This window comes from Hyphomicrobium facile, assembly GCF_900116175.1.
GTDB lineage: Bacteria > Pseudomonadota > Alphaproteobacteria > Rhizobiales > Hyphomicrobiaceae > Hyphomicrobium_B > Hyphomicrobium_B facile.
Window position 1 is genome coordinate 1,047,302 of the sequence record NZ_FPCH01000001.1, and the last position, 15,900, is coordinate 1,063,201.

The 15,900-nt window shown below is 61.7% G+C and carries 11 protein-coding genes; 9 read left to right on the forward strand and 2 right to left on the reverse strand.

Features of this window, described 5'->3' with window-relative positions:
• The first annotated feature begins 313 nt into the window (after positions 1-313).
• The 7 genes from BM399_RS05065 to BM399_RS05095 all read left to right on the forward strand — a co-directional run bounded on the left by BM399_RS05065 (position 314) and on the right by BM399_RS05095 (position 11,048).
• Positions 314-1,234: an alpha/beta fold hydrolase gene (locus BM399_RS05065; protein WP_244531133.1), complete on the forward strand. Its 921-nt coding sequence runs from the start codon at positions 314-316 to the stop codon at positions 1,232-1,234.
• A 164-nt stretch (positions 1,235-1,398) separates the two neighbouring features.
• Positions 1,399-1,851 (forward strand): (2Fe-2S)-binding protein, encoded by a 453-nt coding sequence (locus BM399_RS05070; protein WP_092865040.1) that lies wholly within the window; start codon positions 1,399-1,401, stop codon positions 1,849-1,851.
• A gap of 11 nt (positions 1,852-1,862) precedes the next feature.
• Positions 1,863-4,016 (forward strand): xanthine dehydrogenase family protein molybdopterin-binding subunit, encoded by a 2,154-nt coding sequence (locus tag BM399_RS05075; RefSeq protein WP_092866370.1) that lies wholly within the window; start codon positions 1,863-1,865, stop codon positions 4,014-4,016.
• Positions 4,013-5,347, forward strand: a complete 1,335-nt coding sequence (locus BM399_RS05080; protein ID WP_092865043.1) for a cytochrome c — start codon at positions 4,013-4,015, stop codon at positions 5,345-5,347. Before BM399_RS05075 ends, BM399_RS05080 begins: the two co-directional genes overlap by 4 nt.
• A 146-nt stretch (positions 5,348-5,493) precedes the next feature.
• A complete protein-coding gene (locus tag BM399_RS05085) occupies positions 5,494-6,516 on the forward strand; it encodes an NAD(P)-dependent oxidoreductase (RefSeq protein ID WP_244531080.1) in 1,023 nt (340 codons plus the stop codon).
• A gap of 356 nt (positions 6,517-6,872) precedes the next feature.
• Positions 6,873-9,023, forward strand: coding sequence for an OmpA family protein (locus tag BM399_RS05090; RefSeq protein WP_092865049.1), 2,151 nt, complete (start codon positions 6,873-6,875; stop codon positions 9,021-9,023).
• 198 nt (positions 9,024-9,221) lie between these two features.
• On the forward strand, positions 9,222-11,048 hold the full coding sequence (locus tag BM399_RS05095; protein WP_092865052.1) for a hypothetical protein: 1,827 nt from the start codon (positions 9,222-9,224) through the stop codon (positions 11,046-11,048).
• Here the strand turns inward: BM399_RS05095 and BM399_RS05100 are convergent.
• The gene (locus tag BM399_RS05100) at positions 10,988-11,971 is read right to left on the reverse strand and encodes an alpha/beta fold hydrolase (protein ID WP_092865055.1); all 984 of its coding nucleotides are present in this window, start codon (positions 11,969-11,971) and stop codon (positions 10,988-10,990) included. The two genes, BM399_RS05095 and BM399_RS05100, sit on opposite strands and share 61 nt — an antisense overlap.
• Positions 11,972-12,001: 30 nt before the next feature.
• Complete coding sequence (locus tag BM399_RS05105) at positions 12,002-14,209, reverse strand: lytic transglycosylase domain-containing protein (RefSeq protein ID WP_092865058.1); 2,208 nt, start codon at positions 14,207-14,209, stop codon at positions 12,002-12,004.
• 282 nt (positions 14,210-14,491) lie between these two features.
• On the opposite strand from BM399_RS05105, the gene dapA reads away from it, so the two are divergent.
• Both dapA and smpB read left to right on the forward strand, forming a co-directional pair.
• Positions 14,492-15,382, forward strand: coding sequence for a 4-hydroxy-tetrahydrodipicolinate synthase (gene dapA, locus BM399_RS05110; RefSeq protein ID WP_092865061.1), 891 nt, complete (start codon positions 14,492-14,494; stop codon positions 15,380-15,382).
• A gap of 23 nt (positions 15,383-15,405) precedes the next feature.
• Positions 15,406-15,879, forward strand: a complete 474-nt coding sequence (smpB, locus tag BM399_RS05115) for an SsrA-binding protein SmpB (protein ID WP_045836749.1) — start codon at positions 15,406-15,408, stop codon at positions 15,877-15,879.
• The last annotated feature ends 21 nt before the right edge of the window (positions 15,880-15,900 follow it).

Below are 15,900 nucleotides of genomic sequence, written 5' to 3' on the forward strand. Positions count from 1 at the left end.
GACGAGAACCGCATCGACGGAATACCGACGGCTCCAGCTACAACGTGGGGCGGGTGGCCAGCAATGGCAGGCGACCGCTGGTCTTCGGCGTCAATCATTTCGCCGAATATGAACAGCGTACTTTATTTCAGTGTGCGTCTCCTGGCATTGAAGCCGATCGCGGAACCTATTGAAGGTTATCGCCGTATTAACAAATCCTATGGTCGTGTCTGGCTGACAAAGAAGCGGTGCAACATGCCGTCAACCATTGCGGCAAATTGATCTGGCGGGCGGTCTTGCGCATTTGGAACTCCGATTTCAGAAATAGAGAATGATGTGGGTGCCTAAAAACGCATGGGCCGGACGGTCCCTGTCGCATCTTCCGGCTGGCCTCGCCGGAGACGCTGCTTTTCGGCTCTTTTGCATGCCGGAATTATCGCATTATCGCGCAGCCAATCATTTGCAGCTTGCGCAGCGGGCGCGCTTTCACTTGCGCAATGCCCACTGGCGCCGGATTGCGACGCCGGTCGCGGATATTCAAGCCTATGTCTTCGAGCCGGACCGCAGAGTTGCGTTGGGCACCGTGCTCGTCGTGCACGGATGGACTGGCGAAGCTTCATTCATGACAGCCGTCGCCGAGCCGATACGCCGGGCGGGATACCGCGTCGTTCTTTTCGATCTGCCGGCGCATGGGCTCAGCGGCGAACGTTCGACCAATCTCATCGAATGCGCGCGTGCGACGGCGATCATTGGCCGTCACTTCGGTCCGCTCAGCGCAATCGTTGCGCATTCGTTTGGCGGCATGATCTCGCTTGTTGCGGCCGAGGGGCGGCAGCCGATGCCTCATGCCCTTGAGACGCCGCGTATCGTTCTCGTTGCCAGTCCGAATAAGCTACCGGAAGTTACGGGTGAGTTTGCGGAGCGGTGGGGTCTTGATGGCGCAGGACGGCGCGCGTTCGAGGCGCGGCTGGAGCGCATATCAGGCCGCTCGCTCAACTGCTTCACTGTCGTCAAGCTTTTGCGGGCGACGGGGTGCGAAGCCCTTGTCGTGCATGACCGCGAGGACCACGAGGTCTCGTTTCGATGCGCCGAAGAGATCGTTTCGGAAACTGATGGTGCGGAATTGCTGCCGTATGCGGGCTTTGGCCATCGCAATATCCTCTTCGCACCGCCGGTCGCGCGAACGATCGTTTCGTATTTGTTGAAGGCGGAGAATAGCGAGCGTCAAAGAAGGTATAGCGATAACGCTGCTTGACTATATCGGTGGCCGGGAGGTCCCCAATTTCCCGGCCTTATCGTCTCGTTGATCATTTGAATTATAGCAGTAATATAAACGCGTTCAGTCGAAGGATGTCGCGCGGCATCGTGCGATTTCGTCGGCAAGCAATGCATTGATCATTCAAGCGCCGGGAGAACGTGATGATCTCTCTGAAAATCAACGGTCAGCCCCGAGACGTTGACACTTCCCCCGACACGCCTCTTCTCTGGGCACTTCGCGATTTGCTCGGACTGACAGGAACGAAGTTCGGATGCGGCATCGCGCAGTGCGGAGCCTGTACCGTTCATGTCGACGGCGAGGCGGTGCGCTCGTGTCAGCTGCCGATCGGTTCCGTCGGCGAACGCGCGATTACGACGATCGAAGGCATCGGCGCGACGGATGCCGGTGCCAAGGTTCAGAAGGCGTGGCTGGATCTCGAGGTCATCCAGTGCGGCTATTGCCAGTCCGGGCAGATCATGTCGGCGGCAGCACTGCTTGCCCATACGTCCAATCCCAGTGATGATGACATAGATGCGGCGATGGCCGGGAATATCTGCCGCTGCGGTACCTACGTCCGTATTCGCGCGGCGATCAAAAAAGCTGCAGCGGCATGACGGAGGTTCAAATGCGGACAAACCTAGCCTCCGAGGCAAGCCCCCTTTCTCGCCGTGATCTTATCAAAGCGGGAGCCGCGGGCATTTTGCTTGTCAGTTTTCGCCTGCCGATTGCGCGCGCTGCAGATGAGAGCTTTGCGCCCAATGGGTTCATTCGCGTCGGCAACGACGATGTCGTGACGCTCATCATGCCTCAGGTCGAGATGGGGCAAGGGATTTATACGAGCGTCGGGATGATCCTGGCGGATGAACTCGATGCCGATTTCAATAAGGTCGTTCTGGAGCACGCGCCGCCCGACGAGAAGCTTTACGCCAATCCGGCCTTTCACATTCAAGCGACCGGCGGCTCGACTTCGGTGCGGGCTTTCTGGATGCCGCTTCGCAAGGCGGGCGCCACCGCGCGAGCAATGCTCATCTCCGCTGCCGCGCAACAATGGAATGTCGAGCCGTCGAGCTGCCGGGCGTCGAATAGCGAGGTCATCCACGATGGAAGCGGGCGCAAAGTCGGCTTTGGAGCACTCGCCGCGCAAGCGGCAACGCAGAAGCCGCCGAGCGATCCGCCGCTCAAGCCGCTCAAAGACTTCACACTGATCGGCAAGCCGATCCCGCGGAAGGACACGCCGGAGAAGACCAACGGCACAGCCCAGTATGGCATCGACGTGATGCCGTCCGGCGTTCAGTTTGCGACGATCGCGGAATGCCCGGTTTTCGGCGGCAAAGTCGGGCGCGTCGACGACACCAAGGCCCGGGCCATAAAGGGCGTTCGTCAGGTCGTCGTGCTGGATGACCTTGTCGCGGTGGTCGGCGACTCGACGTGGACTGCGATGCAGGGCCTCGGTGCGCTGGACGTCACGTGGGACGAGGGACCGAACGTTGCGATTGGGTCTGCCGAAGTCTGGGATGCTTTGCGGAAGGCCAGCAAGGGCGAAGGCGTTGTCGCCAAAGAGCAGGGCGACGTCAAAGCAGCTTTCGCCGCCGGAGATCGATACGAAGCGGTCTACGAATTACCTTTTCTCGCTCACGCGACGATGGAGCCGCTCAACTGCACCGTCCACTTCACGAAAGACGCCTGCGAGGTCTGGACCGGAACGCAGGTTGTCGCGCGCGTCCAGTCGGAGGTCGCCAAAGCTCTCGGATTGCCGATCGAAAAAGTGACGGTGCACAATTTCCTGATCGGTGGCGGGTTCGGTCGTCGGCTCGAGCCCGATATGGCGGTCAAAGCAGCGCGGATCGCTCAGCACGTCGAAGGGCCGGTGAAAATCATTTGGCGGCGTGAAGAGGACATGCAGCACGATGTCTACCGGCCGGTCTATCACGATGCCCTCGCGGCGAGTGTGAAAGACGGCAAGATCACCGGCTGGACGCAACGGATCACCGGCGCGGCAATCATCGCCCGCTGGCTTCCTCCGGCCTTCCAGAAAGGCATCGATATCGATGCAGTCGACGGCGCGACCGATAACCCTTACGGCGTTCCTAACGTTCGGGTCGAGTACGTCAGGGCGGAGCCGCCGGCGGTGCCGACAGGGTTCTGGCGCGGCGTCGGGGCGAACAACAATTTCTTCGCGAGCGAGAGTTTCATCGATGAACTCGCGCACCGGGCGGGCGCGGATCCTGTCGCGTATCGGCTCAACATGCTCGACGCTACGCCGCGTCTCAAGGCTGCCGTTCAGCTGGCTGCGTCGAAGTCCGGCTGGGGTGGAGCGCTTCCTGCGCGCACAGGAAGGGGCATCTCGGCTCAGACCGCATTCGCCAGCTTCATTGCGACCGTTTGCGAGGCAGAGGTCGATGAGAATGGCGAAGTGCGTGTGCACCGGTTCGTTTCGGCCGTCGATACCGGTATCGCCGTCAATCCAGACACTATCGTCGCGCAGCTCGAGGGCGGTCTTATTTTCGGTCTGGCCGCCGCGTTGTTCGGGGAAATAACGATCGCGAAGGGGCGCGTCGAGCAGAGCAATTTCCACGACTACCGGATGCTGCGGATCAATGAGGCACCGAAAATCGAGGTGCATCTCATTTCCAGCACGGAGTTTCCTGGGGGGATCGGCGAAACGGGAACGACCGCCGCCCCGCCTGCTCTTACGAATGCGCTTTTCGCGGCGACAGGGGTTCGATTGCGAAGGTTGCCCATCGACCGCGACGCGCTCGCTGGGAGAAAGCCAGTATGAAGCAATCGTATTGGCTGGCGCTGCTCGCAGTCGTCGTAATCATCGCTGCGGTCTGGATCATCTACGTGCCGGGGCCGTTGGCATTTGCAAAGGGTGGTTCCGTCGCTCTATCCGATTACAAGGACGGCGATCCGACCGGCGTTCCGGCGAAGCTATCAAAAGACGATCTCGTTTCGCGCGGAAAGTATCTGACGCGCGCGGCCGATTGCGAGGCGTGTCATACGGCCAAGGGCGGCGAACCTTACGCCGGCGGCCTTGCTTTCAATCTCCCGTTCGGCACGCTCTACTCGCCGAACATCACACCGGACAAGGAAACGGGTATCGGCAATTGGACCGATGCCGACTTTTTGAAAGCCGTCCATAAGGGCATCGCGCCTGACGGGTCGCGCCTTTATCCGGCATTTCCCTACACATCTTATACGTTGCTGACGGATGACGATGTGCTGGCAATCAAGGCCTATCTGTTCAGTCTTGCCCCGGTTCGTCGCGAGGCTCCGCCGAACACACTTGCTTTCCCATTCAATCAACGCTGGGGGATGGTGTTCTGGTCACTCCTCTACAATAGCGACGAGAGGTTCCGGCCCGATCCGAAGCAAAGTGCGGAATGGAATCGCGGCGCGTATCTCGCCGAAGCGCTGGGCCATTGCGGCGAGTGCCATACGCCGCGCAATCTCATGCAGGCGCTCAACAACCGCAAAAAATTCGCGGGCGCGGTCACGGCCGGGTGGAAGGCCTACAACATTACGCAAGACAAAGAGACCGGCATCGGTAGCTGGGATGCGGACACGACGGCGAGGTTTCTCGCGCATGGTCACGTGGAAGGCTTCGGGACGGCTTCCGGACCGATGGGCGAGGCCATCGACATGAGCCTGATGCATTTGGAGCCGGAGGACATCAAAGCGCTCGTGACGTATTTGAAAACAATTCCGCCGATTTCCGATCCGGAGCTTCCGGTCCCCAAAACGACGCTGGCCTCGGCCTTCCCGAAAGCGCATGAGATTTCCGAAAACGAGCGTGGTGCGATGATTTTCGCGGGTGCTTGCGCGGCCTGTCACGGATGGTCGGGCGAAAGTCCTGTCCGGTCGTACGCGAACTTCGTCGGCGGCCGCGCGATCAACGATCCGAGCGCGAGGAATGTCGCGCAGGCCGTGATTTGGGGCGTGACCCGCCACTCGCCCGACGGCGAGGTTACGATGCCGGCATTCGGCAAAGCCTATTCGCCGGAAGAAATTGCCGCCGTCGTCAACTACGTCACCGCGCGTTTCGGTGCCGCGAAGTCGAATATTACGGCGCAAGACGTCGTGAAGATCGGCCAGCAGGCATCGCAGTAGGCGGCATTGCGCGTTCCCGGGCCCGACACGCTCGGAAAACCTTGTTCGTTCGGCGTCCGGCCGATAGGAACACGGGAGCCTTCCGGCGTCTCTTGGACGCCGGGTTGCTGCGCGTGTGATCCTCAATGCAAGACGAAAGACCGAGCGTGTCCGATCCTGTTGCCCACCGCATCGCGGCGCTGGCGGTGCTCCCCGTTTTCTTCAAGCTCGACGGCAAGCGGGTCGTTTTGGCGGGTGGAGGCGAGCCGTCGCTCTGGAAGGCCGAGCTTCTGTCGGCCGCGGGCGCCCACGTCGAAGTTTTCGCGGAGAGCTTTGCCCAAGGTTTTCGGGAACTGGCGGCGTCGCCACCCAACGGCCGGCTTGTCTTGAAGGATCGCCGCTGGACGCCGGAGGATCTGAGATCCGCGGCGCTCGCTGTCGGCGCTTTGGGCGACGATACGGAGGCCGCCGAATTCGCGTCTGCCGCCCGCGCAGCCGGCGTGCCTGTCAACGTCGTCGATCGTCCGGCATTCTGCGATTTTCAGTTTGGCGCGATCGTCAATCGTTCGCCCCTTGTCGTCGGGATCTCGACGGATGGCGCGGCGCCCGTCTTCGGTCAGGCGATCCGGTCGCTCATCGAAGGGCTGCTGCCGGAAAGCTTCAAGAGCTGGGCCGAGGCTGCGCGCACCTTACGGCGCGACAGCGATCGCTTCGGCGACACCATGGAGAAGAAGCGGCGCTTCTGGCAGCGGTTCACGGATTTCGCGATACGCCATGCCGATCGCGGACCGACGCCGGCGGATCTCGATCAGTTGATGGGCGAAGTTGCGGTTGAAGACCGCGGTCACCCGGTCGTCATCATCGAAATCGGCCCAGGCGGTGCGGAAGGTCTGACGCTTGGGGCCGTCCGAACGCTGCGCGGCGCCGACCATATATTTTTCGACGAAGACGTTCCGGCCGCCGTGACGGAGTTCGCCCGCCGAGAAGCCCGGAGATATCCGGTTGGGGCAGGGGCGCAAGATGCTCAGGCTGTCGTCGACGACATCGTGGCGGCGAGTGCCCAAGGCGGCCGGGTCGTGAGGATCAGAATGCGCGTGGCGCTTGAGGCGGGCCGGGAGGCGGACGAGGCCGGTATATTGCGAGCTGCAGGCCTTTCAGTGGTTGTCCTCCCGCCGGGCTTTGCTCCTTAGCGTGTGTCACGTCTCGGCGGCCTCCCGCGATCCACTGGCAGTTTCGTGGGTTCGGCCCTGCCGCCACGCCGTTGCCGTGAAGGCGTGCAAGTAAAAAGTATTAAGCGGTACTTGAGCCACAGGCCGTGATCGCTTCCGCAGGGGGCGAAAGATTTCTTTTTCTCTCAGATGGTTAGCGGACGCTTCATGAGCTCAGCGCGGCTTGGAATGGCGTTCCCACTTGTCTATACTTGAGACGAGGGGATCCGTTCGGATCAGAGTAGGCCACGTTGGCGGGTTAGCGCATCGCTTCCCACCAGTGGGTTTTGCTCGTCCGCTCCCTTTCGTTGTCTGTAAGTATTCGGAGTCGCCTGCGCATGCGCTGCAATCCATCATATTGGCTTTTGGGACTCGTCCCGATTGCGATGTTGACTTGGGTTGCCGTCCAACTCGAGCAGGGCAATATCGAGTACGACCTCGCCCACCGCTCGGGCGAAGCGCTGAAGCGCGCGGGCTTCGATTGGGCCAGCCTTCGCTTCGTCGGCCGCGACGTCGTGCTGATGGGGAAGGCGCCGGAAGAGCGCGATCCAGAAAAGGCACTTGCCTCAGTGGAGAACGTCTGGGGCGTCCGCGTCGCCAGCAACAGATCCGAACTCATCGACAGCGTTGCGGACTACCGCTGGTCGGTGATTTCGCCAGGCGCTGGCCGCATCCGGCTCGCGGGAAACGTTCCGTCGGAGGAGGCGAGACGGGAGCTCATCGATGCCGCCCGCACCGCCTTTCCGGGTAGCGAAGTTTCCGACGAGATGCGCTTGGCGCGTGGCTCGATCGACCGCCGCCAGTGGCTTGCGGGTGCGGTTTTCAGCATGCGCAGCCTTTCCGGGTTGAAGCGCGGAGAGGCGGAACTCGCCAACCTCAATCTGTCGATCAAGGGCGAGGCGAAGACATCGGCTGCCTATCGGGAGATCAAGACGGCGCTCGCAACACGGCGACCGGCTGGTGTTGGCCTTGCGCATGAAGATATCGCGCTGCCAATCGCCCGGCCCTTCGTATGGTCGATAAAGAAGAGCGGCACGGGGATCGCGGTCTCAGGTTTTGCGCCTTCCGACGAAGAGCGGGAGAAGCTCGGCGCGCGCACGAAGTCGCTGTTTTCCACAATGTCGATCTCCGACCGCACGGATATTGCGGCCGGTGCTCCCGATGGATGGGGCAAGGCGGCGACGATCGCGCTTGAACAGCTGGCGCAACTTCGGCTGGGCGAGGCTTCGATTGCCGACCGCGAGTTGACAGTCTCGGGCGAGGCGGCCGACGAGCAGATCGCTTCGGCTGTCAAAAAGACGTTGAAGCTTCAGGTGCCGCAAAACTTCCGGATCATCGATCAAATTCGCTTCTCGAAGCCGGATATCGTCGTGCCGGGCGGCGGCTATGTGATGGGCATCGTGAACGAGGGGGCGGCGCTCGATCTTGTCGGCATGATGCCGAGCGAAGCGGCGCGGGCCGCGCTTATCGATGCGGTGAAGGCGCGCTTTCCGGGGCGGCAGCTGAACGACAAATCGCAGGTGGCTCCTGGCGCGCCCGACGGGTGGCAGCAGTGCGTCGTCGCGGGCCTCGCGTCGTTGCCGCGCCTCAAGAAAGGCAAATCCATTCTCACCGATCGCCGGCTCGTGGTTTCGGGTGAGACCGACGATTATGCGGCCTCGCAATCGGTTCCGGGCGATGTAAAGGCTGCCGCAGGCCAGACGTGCGAAACGACGACGAATATCGCGTTTACGGGCCAGCTGAAGACGGACCTCACGTGGAAGGCGAGCCGCGAAGCCAACGGTATGGTTACGATCGGCGGCGAGGCCCCTGATGACGCGTCGCGCTTGCGTCTCGTCGAGATCGCACAGCAGATCTATGCGGGGTCGAACGTCACCGACAACATGAAGATCGTCGGCGCAGCGTCCGAGCCTTGGTCGTCGGCGGCGCATCTCGGGCTTGAAGAAATGGCGCGGTTACGCAACGGCGAAGTTACGATTTCAGGCAAGGAACTCGTGATCAAGGGAGCGGCGGAGAGCGAGCAAGTCGCCAATGACATCCGCAGCGTGCTTTCGACGGATTTGCCGCCGGGCTTCAAAAGCCGCGATGAGATCACGATCATGTCGGTCGAGGAGAAAGCGGCCGACAGTTGCCAGACGCTGATGCGCCAGACGACCGCCAAGGGCACGATCAACTTCGAGCGGGCTAAGGCGGATTTGACGCCCGACAGCACGCAGACGCTCAAGGATCTTGCTCAGATCGCGAACGAGTGTCCGACCTTCAGCATTCAAATCGAGGGGCATACGGACGCGGAGGGGACGGATGAGCGCAATTCGCGGCTTGCGGATCGCCGGGCGCGCGCGGTCGCGGATTTTCTTTCGCAGAACGGCGTCGATGCGCGCCGCCTGACAACGATCGGTTACGGGGCAACGCGGCCGATCGGAGACAATTCAACTGACGCAGGCCGCGCTAAAAATCGCCGTATCGAATTCACCGTCCGGGTCAACTGAGACGAACGCCGGGGAAAGCAACCATGGATTATCTGTTCCTGAAATTGATCTGGTGGATGGCAGCAGCATTTGCGCTGGGGCTCGTCGCCGGCTGGGTATCGTGCGGCGCTAAGAAATCCTGAGGTGCCGAACTTGGCCGATCTTGGAAGTGCTGAAGGAAGTGCAGGGCGAATTGTTGGGCATCCGATTAGGTAGGAAATGACGTACCTCCTGTTGCAGACATTCCTGCTTTTGCTCGCGTCGTATTTTGCGGGAGCGTTCGTTGCTTGCCTTGTGAAGCGGGTAGCTCTCGGCTCGTCTGCAGATCTCTCCGAAGATGTTTTGGCGCCAGTGCAGCTCGAGGTGCCTGTTCGTCCTCCGGTCATGTCGCCGTCGCCGCCGCCCGTTCGTGGCCGCGTGGCGCCTCGGATGCCGCAGCCCGTGGTCGCGCCGCGGGCGATCGACCCCGTGCAGCCTAAGATCGACGTCTTGCGGCGCCCGGAGCCGCGGCCTGCTCCGAAGGTGCTCGACCCTTCGCGTTTCTTGCGGGCGCTGATCGGGCCGGATCCCAACGAAGGTATTCCCCGGCGCGCAATCGTTGAATTGCGTCCCTCGGTATTGAAGCCCGTAACGGGGATTTACCGGCCGAAGCCGCCTGAGCCTGTGGCGCCGCCGGAACTCGAGCCGCCAGCTCCTGAGCCTATAGCGGAAGAAGCGCCGCCTTCATTGTTGCCCGAGCCTGAGCCCGTCACGAAACCGGAACGGCCTGGCGGTCTCGCCGCGAGATTGCGTGACGCGACGACGGCGGCTGCTGCCGGCGCTGTGGCCGCTGCAAAGGCCGCTGCGGCTGCGTCCGCCATGATGCCCGGTGCGTTCTCTCGAAAGGCCGTCGAGGAGGAGAAGAAGGAAGAGCCTGTAGAAACCGCGGCCGAGCCTGCGGAAGTGGCAATGGAAGATGTCCCGCTGGAATCGCCAATTCTCGGATATTCTGATGCGAACGTGTCGAAAGCGGAAACGCCAGCCGCGATCGCGCCCGAGTACCAGCCAGAACCCGAGCCGGAGCCAGAACGAGCGCCTGAACCCCAGCCAGCTCCAGCGCCCAAGATCGTTCAGCCGCCGGTCGCGAAGCCCATCGAAGGCGGGGATGATTTTCAGCGCATTCGCGCGATCGACGGCGACATCGAGCAGAGGCTGAAGGCCGCTGGCGTGAATTATTTCGAAGACATTGCCGGGTGGACGCAGGCCGACGTCAAACGGTATGGCCAAGACCTTCAAATACCGGGCCGGATCGACCGCGAGCAATGGGTCGAGCAGGCGCAAATTCTCGCCAAGGGCGGGGAGACGTATTATTCGCGCAACCGTTTGGCGGCGCTCAAATCGAGTGCTGCGGCTGCCGCTCCCAAGTCCACCACGGATAACGATCGTGGGCAAAAGGCTGAGTCGGATAGCGGCAACCCGGCATCGCCGCCGAGCGGGCAAGAGCGGACGGATTTGTCTGGTGTCGCAGCTGCGAGCCAGGGACGTTCGGTTGCGGAGATGGCTGCTGCCGCGGCTGCTGCAATCGCCGCTGCGTCCGCCAGCGTGACGCGCGGCTTGAAGCCCATCGAGCCGATTTCGCCGCTCTCCAAGGTCGATCCGAAGATCTCGATCCCTGCGAGGATCACCGACGCGATCCGAGAGCGGAACGGAGCCGCAGCGCCAGCGCCTGTCGCCAAGGATGACGCCGAAACTGACGCTGACGCGGCCGCAGAAGAGAGCGCACCGCCGTCGAGCGAGGCCGATGGATCCCACGACGATCTCAAGCGCATCCGTGGCATCGGCGTGTTGATCGAGAAGCGGCTGAACGCCTTAGGCGTCGGCACTTACGACCAGATCGCGAACTGGACGAGCGGCGACATCGATCGCATCAGCCGAAGCCTCGAATTCAAGGGCCGGATCGAACGCGAGAACTGGGTGGAGCAGGCGCGCATCCTGGCGAGCGGCGGTCAGACCGAATTTTCGCGGCGCGTGGACAGGGGCGAGGTCGATACCAGCCGCGAGACGTGACCAAAATCGCTGCGTGATAGCGTTCCATAGCGCGCACCGTCACGCGGCTCGTCCGTCTCGGCGAAGAACGATGCGATTGCCGATATCGTCGGCGCATCCCGCAATAGCGGTGCGTGGCCTTCATCGGGGACGGTGAGGGATTTGAGCCGGGGATGGCGCTGGCGCATTTCCTCGACCGTCTTTTCCGAGAGAAGGTCGGTATTTGCGCCACGGATGACGAGCACCGGTACGCGCTTCATCGCTTCGAACTGCGGCCATAGCTCCGGTATTGGGCCGTCGAGAACCGATAGACAATTCGCCAATTTGGGATCGTATCCTCGCGCGGGCTTGCCCTTCCGTTCATTGAAGAGCTGGCGGGCGACGGCTTCGAAATCCTTATCCGTCATCCTGGGAAAGTCGCGGCGAAAGAGATCGCCGACGATGCGCGTTGCGTCCTCCCAGTTCTTCGCGAGCGGAACGCGGCCGACGTAGCCGGCTATGCGCGCCAAGCCTTCGGCATCGATGACGGGACCGATGTCGTTCAGCACGACCGCTCCGATCAGCGACGGCTGGACGGCCGACAAAACCATGGTGACGAGGCCGCCTCGCGAGGTGCCGATGACACCGACGTTATGCAGACCAAGCATCGTCAGGAAATCGATGACGTCCTGCGTCTCGATCGGCACGGCGTAGTTCTTCCAATTGGCATCGTGATCGGAAAGGCCGCGTCCGCGCGTGTCGAGCGTAAAGACGTCGCGAGGAACATCGCCTCGGCTCAAGGCGATGGCAACGTCATGAAAGTCGCGGCTGTTGCGCGTCAAACCAGCGAGGCAAAGCACGGGACGCGCGCGCGATAGAGTCTGCGGCCGGTAGTGCCGCCCATAGAGGCGCAGCCCGTCGCGGCAGGTGAAGTAGATTTCCTCGAATTCTTGCCCGGTCGCCATTCGTGTGCCGTCGCCCTTGTCCTGAAGGTTTCAACCGTCGTTGTTCTCAGCAACGCCTTGCGTGTCGCCCGGCACCTTCGTGTCGCCGCGGTCGCGCAGAAGATCCTGCTTCAACCGAAGCGGATTTTTCATGCCGAGCCGGGCCCGGTAGATCTGGATGTTCGCCAAGACCTTTGTGACGTATTCCCGCGTCTCAGTGATCGGGATCCGTTCGATCCAGTCGATGGTGTCGACGTTGGGATCGCGCGGGTCGCCGTTTTCCCGGATCCATTGCCGGGCTCGTCCGGGGCCGGCGTTGTAGCCTGCGAGGCCCAGCACATATGAGCCGCCGAAGTCATCCATGCGATCGGCAATATAGGCGGATGCGATCATCACATTGTACGGGGGATCGGAAAGAAGGCGCGGGATCGAACATTTGATCTTGTAGTCGCGGCATACGTGATGCGCCGTCGGCGTCATCACCTGCAAGAGACCCTTGGCGCCTGCGCCCGAAACGGTTTGCGGGTCGAATTCGGTTTCCTGACGCGCGATGCCGAGCAGGAGCGGAAGCTCGGGCGGCGCCCGCAACGGCGCGTAACCCGGGAAGGGCTTCAGCGGATACCCGTAGGTCAGCAGGTTCTGTCCCTTGCCGATCGCGACCTTGGAAATGCGCAGCGACATCTGCGGATCGCCCAAAGCGTCGGCGAGGTAAGCTACCATTGCGACCTCGGCTTCGGTGTTCGCCGAGTTGCGAAGGCCGGCGAGCAGCGTGCGGGTAATTTCCCGCTGGAGATTGGCTTTGCGCGCGATGACCAGGGCTCTTGCTGCGTCGGACGACAAGAGCTTTTGGATTTGATCGGCCGCCGGGTAGGCGGGGGGCGACATCTCAAGGCTCGAACGGTTTGGCTCGAGCATTTGCATAGAAAGCAAGCCGTGGAAGGTATCCGGGTTCTTCGCGGCCGCGCGGTATTGCTTCAATGCTTCCGGCTTATCGCCGCGTGCATCGGCTACGCGGCCGAGCCAATAGGCTGCCTTGGCGCGGCTCAACGGACCATCGGCAGCCGTCGCCATATCCTTGAAGTGCCGCTGAGCGACATCGGCCTTATTGAGGTATCGGAACGCGATCCATCCGGCCAAGAACGTCTGGTCTTTACGCGGATTGACCGATAAGGGCCCCGCATCCTTGACGAGATCATATGCGAGTTTGGCGTTGCCCAGTTTCAGCGCGCCATAGGCAAGCTCGCGCCGTTCGGCCCACCATTCATCAAGTGCTGCGATTTTGTCCGGGTTGGGTGGAATGGCGAGGATGATTGCCGCCGCTTCCTCGGTTTTTCCGGCTTTGCGCAAAAGTTGCGCTTTATGAAAGGCGAGCCCCGTGTCGTCGCGACTGCCGGGGGGAAGAGCATTCATCAGCGCCTGCGCGTTCGACGCTCGATTGAATACGGCGAGGCGGGCTGTGGCTCTTTTGCGCTCGCTCTCGGGCAGAAGCGGAATGAGGCGGTGTGCGAGAGCGACGCGATCGGCGCGATTTCCGGCATAGCGGACGTCGTCCGTCACCAGCCGGTCGAAGCGCCATTTGTGATCTGCGGGCGACAGCAGACTACCGAAGCGATCGAGAAAGCCGTTTTCCAATGACGGAGGAATGCTCATCTCGCGCCATGCCTGCGCGGCGAGCTTTCGAGCTTCTTCCGTTTTGCCGTCGGCGAGATTGGCCGAGGCCAGGGCCGCGTACCCCGCGCCGGTCTCGGGCAGGGTATTTGGGAAGTAGCTTTTGATCGTCTTCGCGGTGCCGCCGTGCGTGAAGAGCGCTTCTTCAAAGCGCTGGGTCAGCGTCGGCCGGTCCGGCCATGCCGGATTGTCCTTTAGAAACTTTTGAAATTCCGGCGGCTCGCCGAGCCCGGCCCGCAAGCGGATCCAATCAGCGAGCTTGCGGACGACAGGGTCGTTAATTTTCTCTTTCGCTTCCATAAAGCGGCCGATGTCATTAGCGCGTACGGCGGCTATCGCCTGGCGCAGGGCTTCGACGTCTGCCGAATCAGGGGAGATCGATAAAAGTGGCGCGAGGGCCGCATCGAATTTGCGGAGCTGGTCCTTTTCGGCCGGCAGGAGCTGGGGCGCCGGCACGGGCTTCTGCGCCGATTCGGCTCGGGCGGGCGCGCTCGCGAGGGCAAATCCAAGGATCGCGACGGCCGCCGCGAATTTCGGCAAAGCGCGCGGAAGCGAGCGGATTAATATTGTATGATTGGGGGTTAGATGCATCGCTTCCTATAGGATGGAACGCCCAACCCGCCCGATCTTGCGGCGGGCTTTCCGAGCGCCTAATGTCGCGCCGCTTGCCTCATCAGCAACGTTAGACCGTATTAAGCGGAGACATGGCGACTGAAGCAAGCGGTTCAATCCGTACGAGGTGGCACGCGCGTGCGGCGAGACAGTGACCCATGGCCGTAACGGCATGAGTCTTTCACGTTGATTTCCCGAGCAAGGCCAAGGGCGCAGCATCGAGCGGTGTTCGTCACGGTCTTTTCAAGTTAAGGCGAACGCATGTTCAAAGGTTCAATTACGGCACTCATCACGCCATTTCGTAACGGGAAGGTGGACGAAGCCGCGTTTACGCGGTTCATCGATTGGCAGATCAGCGAGGGTACCCACGGGATCGTGCCTGTCGGGACGACAGGCGAAAGCCCGACGCTCGATCACGATGAACATAAGCGCGTGATCGCGCTCGCCGTAGAGGCCGCGAAGAAGCGTATTCCCGTGATTGCCGGTACGGGCTCGAACTCGACGGATGAGGCTGTCGAGCTTTCGCAGTATGCCGAGGAAGTTGGAGCGGACGGCGTGCTCATCGTTACGCCCTACTACAACAAGCCGAGCCAGGAAGGCCTCTATCAGCACTTCAAGGCGATCAACGACGCTATCAATATACCGATCGTTATCTACAACATTCCGAGCCGGTCGGTCGTCGACATGTCGGTCGCAACCATGGCGCGTTGTTTCGAGTTGAAGAATGTCGTCGGCGTCAAGGATGCGACGGCGAACCTCGCGCGCCCGTCGCAGACGCGTGCTGCACTGGGAACCGAGTTTTGCCAGCTCTCGGGCGAAGACGCGACGGCGCTCGCCTTCATGGCGCATGGCGGTCATGGCTGCATTTCCGTGGCCTCGAACGTTGCGCCGCGGCTCTGCGCCGAGTTTCAAAATGCGTGCATGGCCGGAGACTTCAAGAAGGCGCTGGCGCTGCAGGATCGGCTGATGCCGCTGCATGAGGTTCTCTTCATCGAGACGAACCCGGCGCCCGTAAAGTATGCCGTTTCGCGGCTGGGCTTCGGTACTCCGGATATGCGCCTTCCCATGGTTCCTGTCTCCGAGGCGAGCCGCCGGGCGATAGACGCAGTTCTGCTGCGCCTCGATCTCCTCGACGCAAAAGCCGCCGAGTGACGGCGGCCGGAAAGCATTGATCAATGGCTTCGAAACGGGACGACGGCACAACGCTGGTCGCCGAAAACCGCAAGGCGCGGCACGAGTATTTCATTACCGACAGCTGGGAAGCAGGCATCGAGCTTCTCGGGTCGGAAGTGAAATCGCTTCGCCGCGGTCAGTCGAATATCGCGGAGAGCTATGCTTCGGTTGAGGACGGCGGCGTCTGGCTGATCAACAGCTACATCGCGGAATATCCGGGAGCCGCGCTTTTTCCGCATGAGCCGCGCCGCAAACGGCGCCTTCTCATGCATGCGAGCGAGATCCACAAGATCGGTATCGCGGTCGAGCGGAAAGGCATGACGCTCGTTCCGCTCGAACTTTATTTCAACGAGAAGGGCCGGGCGAAGGTCAAGATCGGTTTGGCCGAAGGCAAGAACCACTCCGACAAGCGTCAGGATGCAGCCAAACGCGACTGGAACCGTCAGAAAGCACGTCTGATGCGAGAGAAGGGCTGAGCACGACCGGTCAACAGCGTG

Bases quoted from the DNA above. Each gene is read 5' to 3' on its own strand.
- BM399_RS05065 (WP_244531133.1), top strand. From the start codon at position 314: ATGTGGGTGCCTAAAAACGCATGGGCCGGACGGTCCCTGTCGCATCTT.
- BM399_RS05070 (WP_092865040.1), top strand. From the start codon at position 1,399: ATGATCTCTCTGAAAATCAACGGTCAGCCCCGAGACGTTGACACTTCC.
- BM399_RS05075 (WP_092866370.1), top strand. From the start codon at position 1,863: ATGCGGACAAACCTAGCCTCCGAGGCAAGCCCCCTTTCTCGCCGTGAT.
- BM399_RS05080 (WP_092865043.1), top strand. From the start codon at position 4,013: ATGAAGCAATCGTATTGGCTGGCGCTGCTCGCAGTCGTCGTAATCATC.
- BM399_RS05090 (WP_092865049.1), top strand. From the start codon at position 6,873: ATGCGCTGCAATCCATCATATTGGCTTTTGGGACTCGTCCCGATTGCG.
- BM399_RS05095 (WP_092865052.1), top strand. From the start codon at position 9,222: ATGACGTACCTCCTGTTGCAGACATTCCTGCTTTTGCTCGCGTCGTAT.
- BM399_RS05100 (WP_092865055.1), bottom strand. From the start codon at position 11,971: ATGGCGACCGGGCAAGAATTCGAGGAAATCTACTTCACCTGCCGCGAC.
- BM399_RS05105 (WP_092865058.1), bottom strand. From the start codon at position 14,209: ATGCATCTAACCCCCAATCATACAATATTAATCCGCTCGCTTCCGCGC.
- dapA (WP_092865061.1), top strand. From the start codon at position 14,492: ATGTTCAAAGGTTCAATTACGGCACTCATCACGCCATTTCGTAACGGG.
- smpB (WP_045836749.1), top strand. From the start codon at position 15,406: ATGGCTTCGAAACGGGACGACGGCACAACGCTGGTCGCCGAAAACCGC.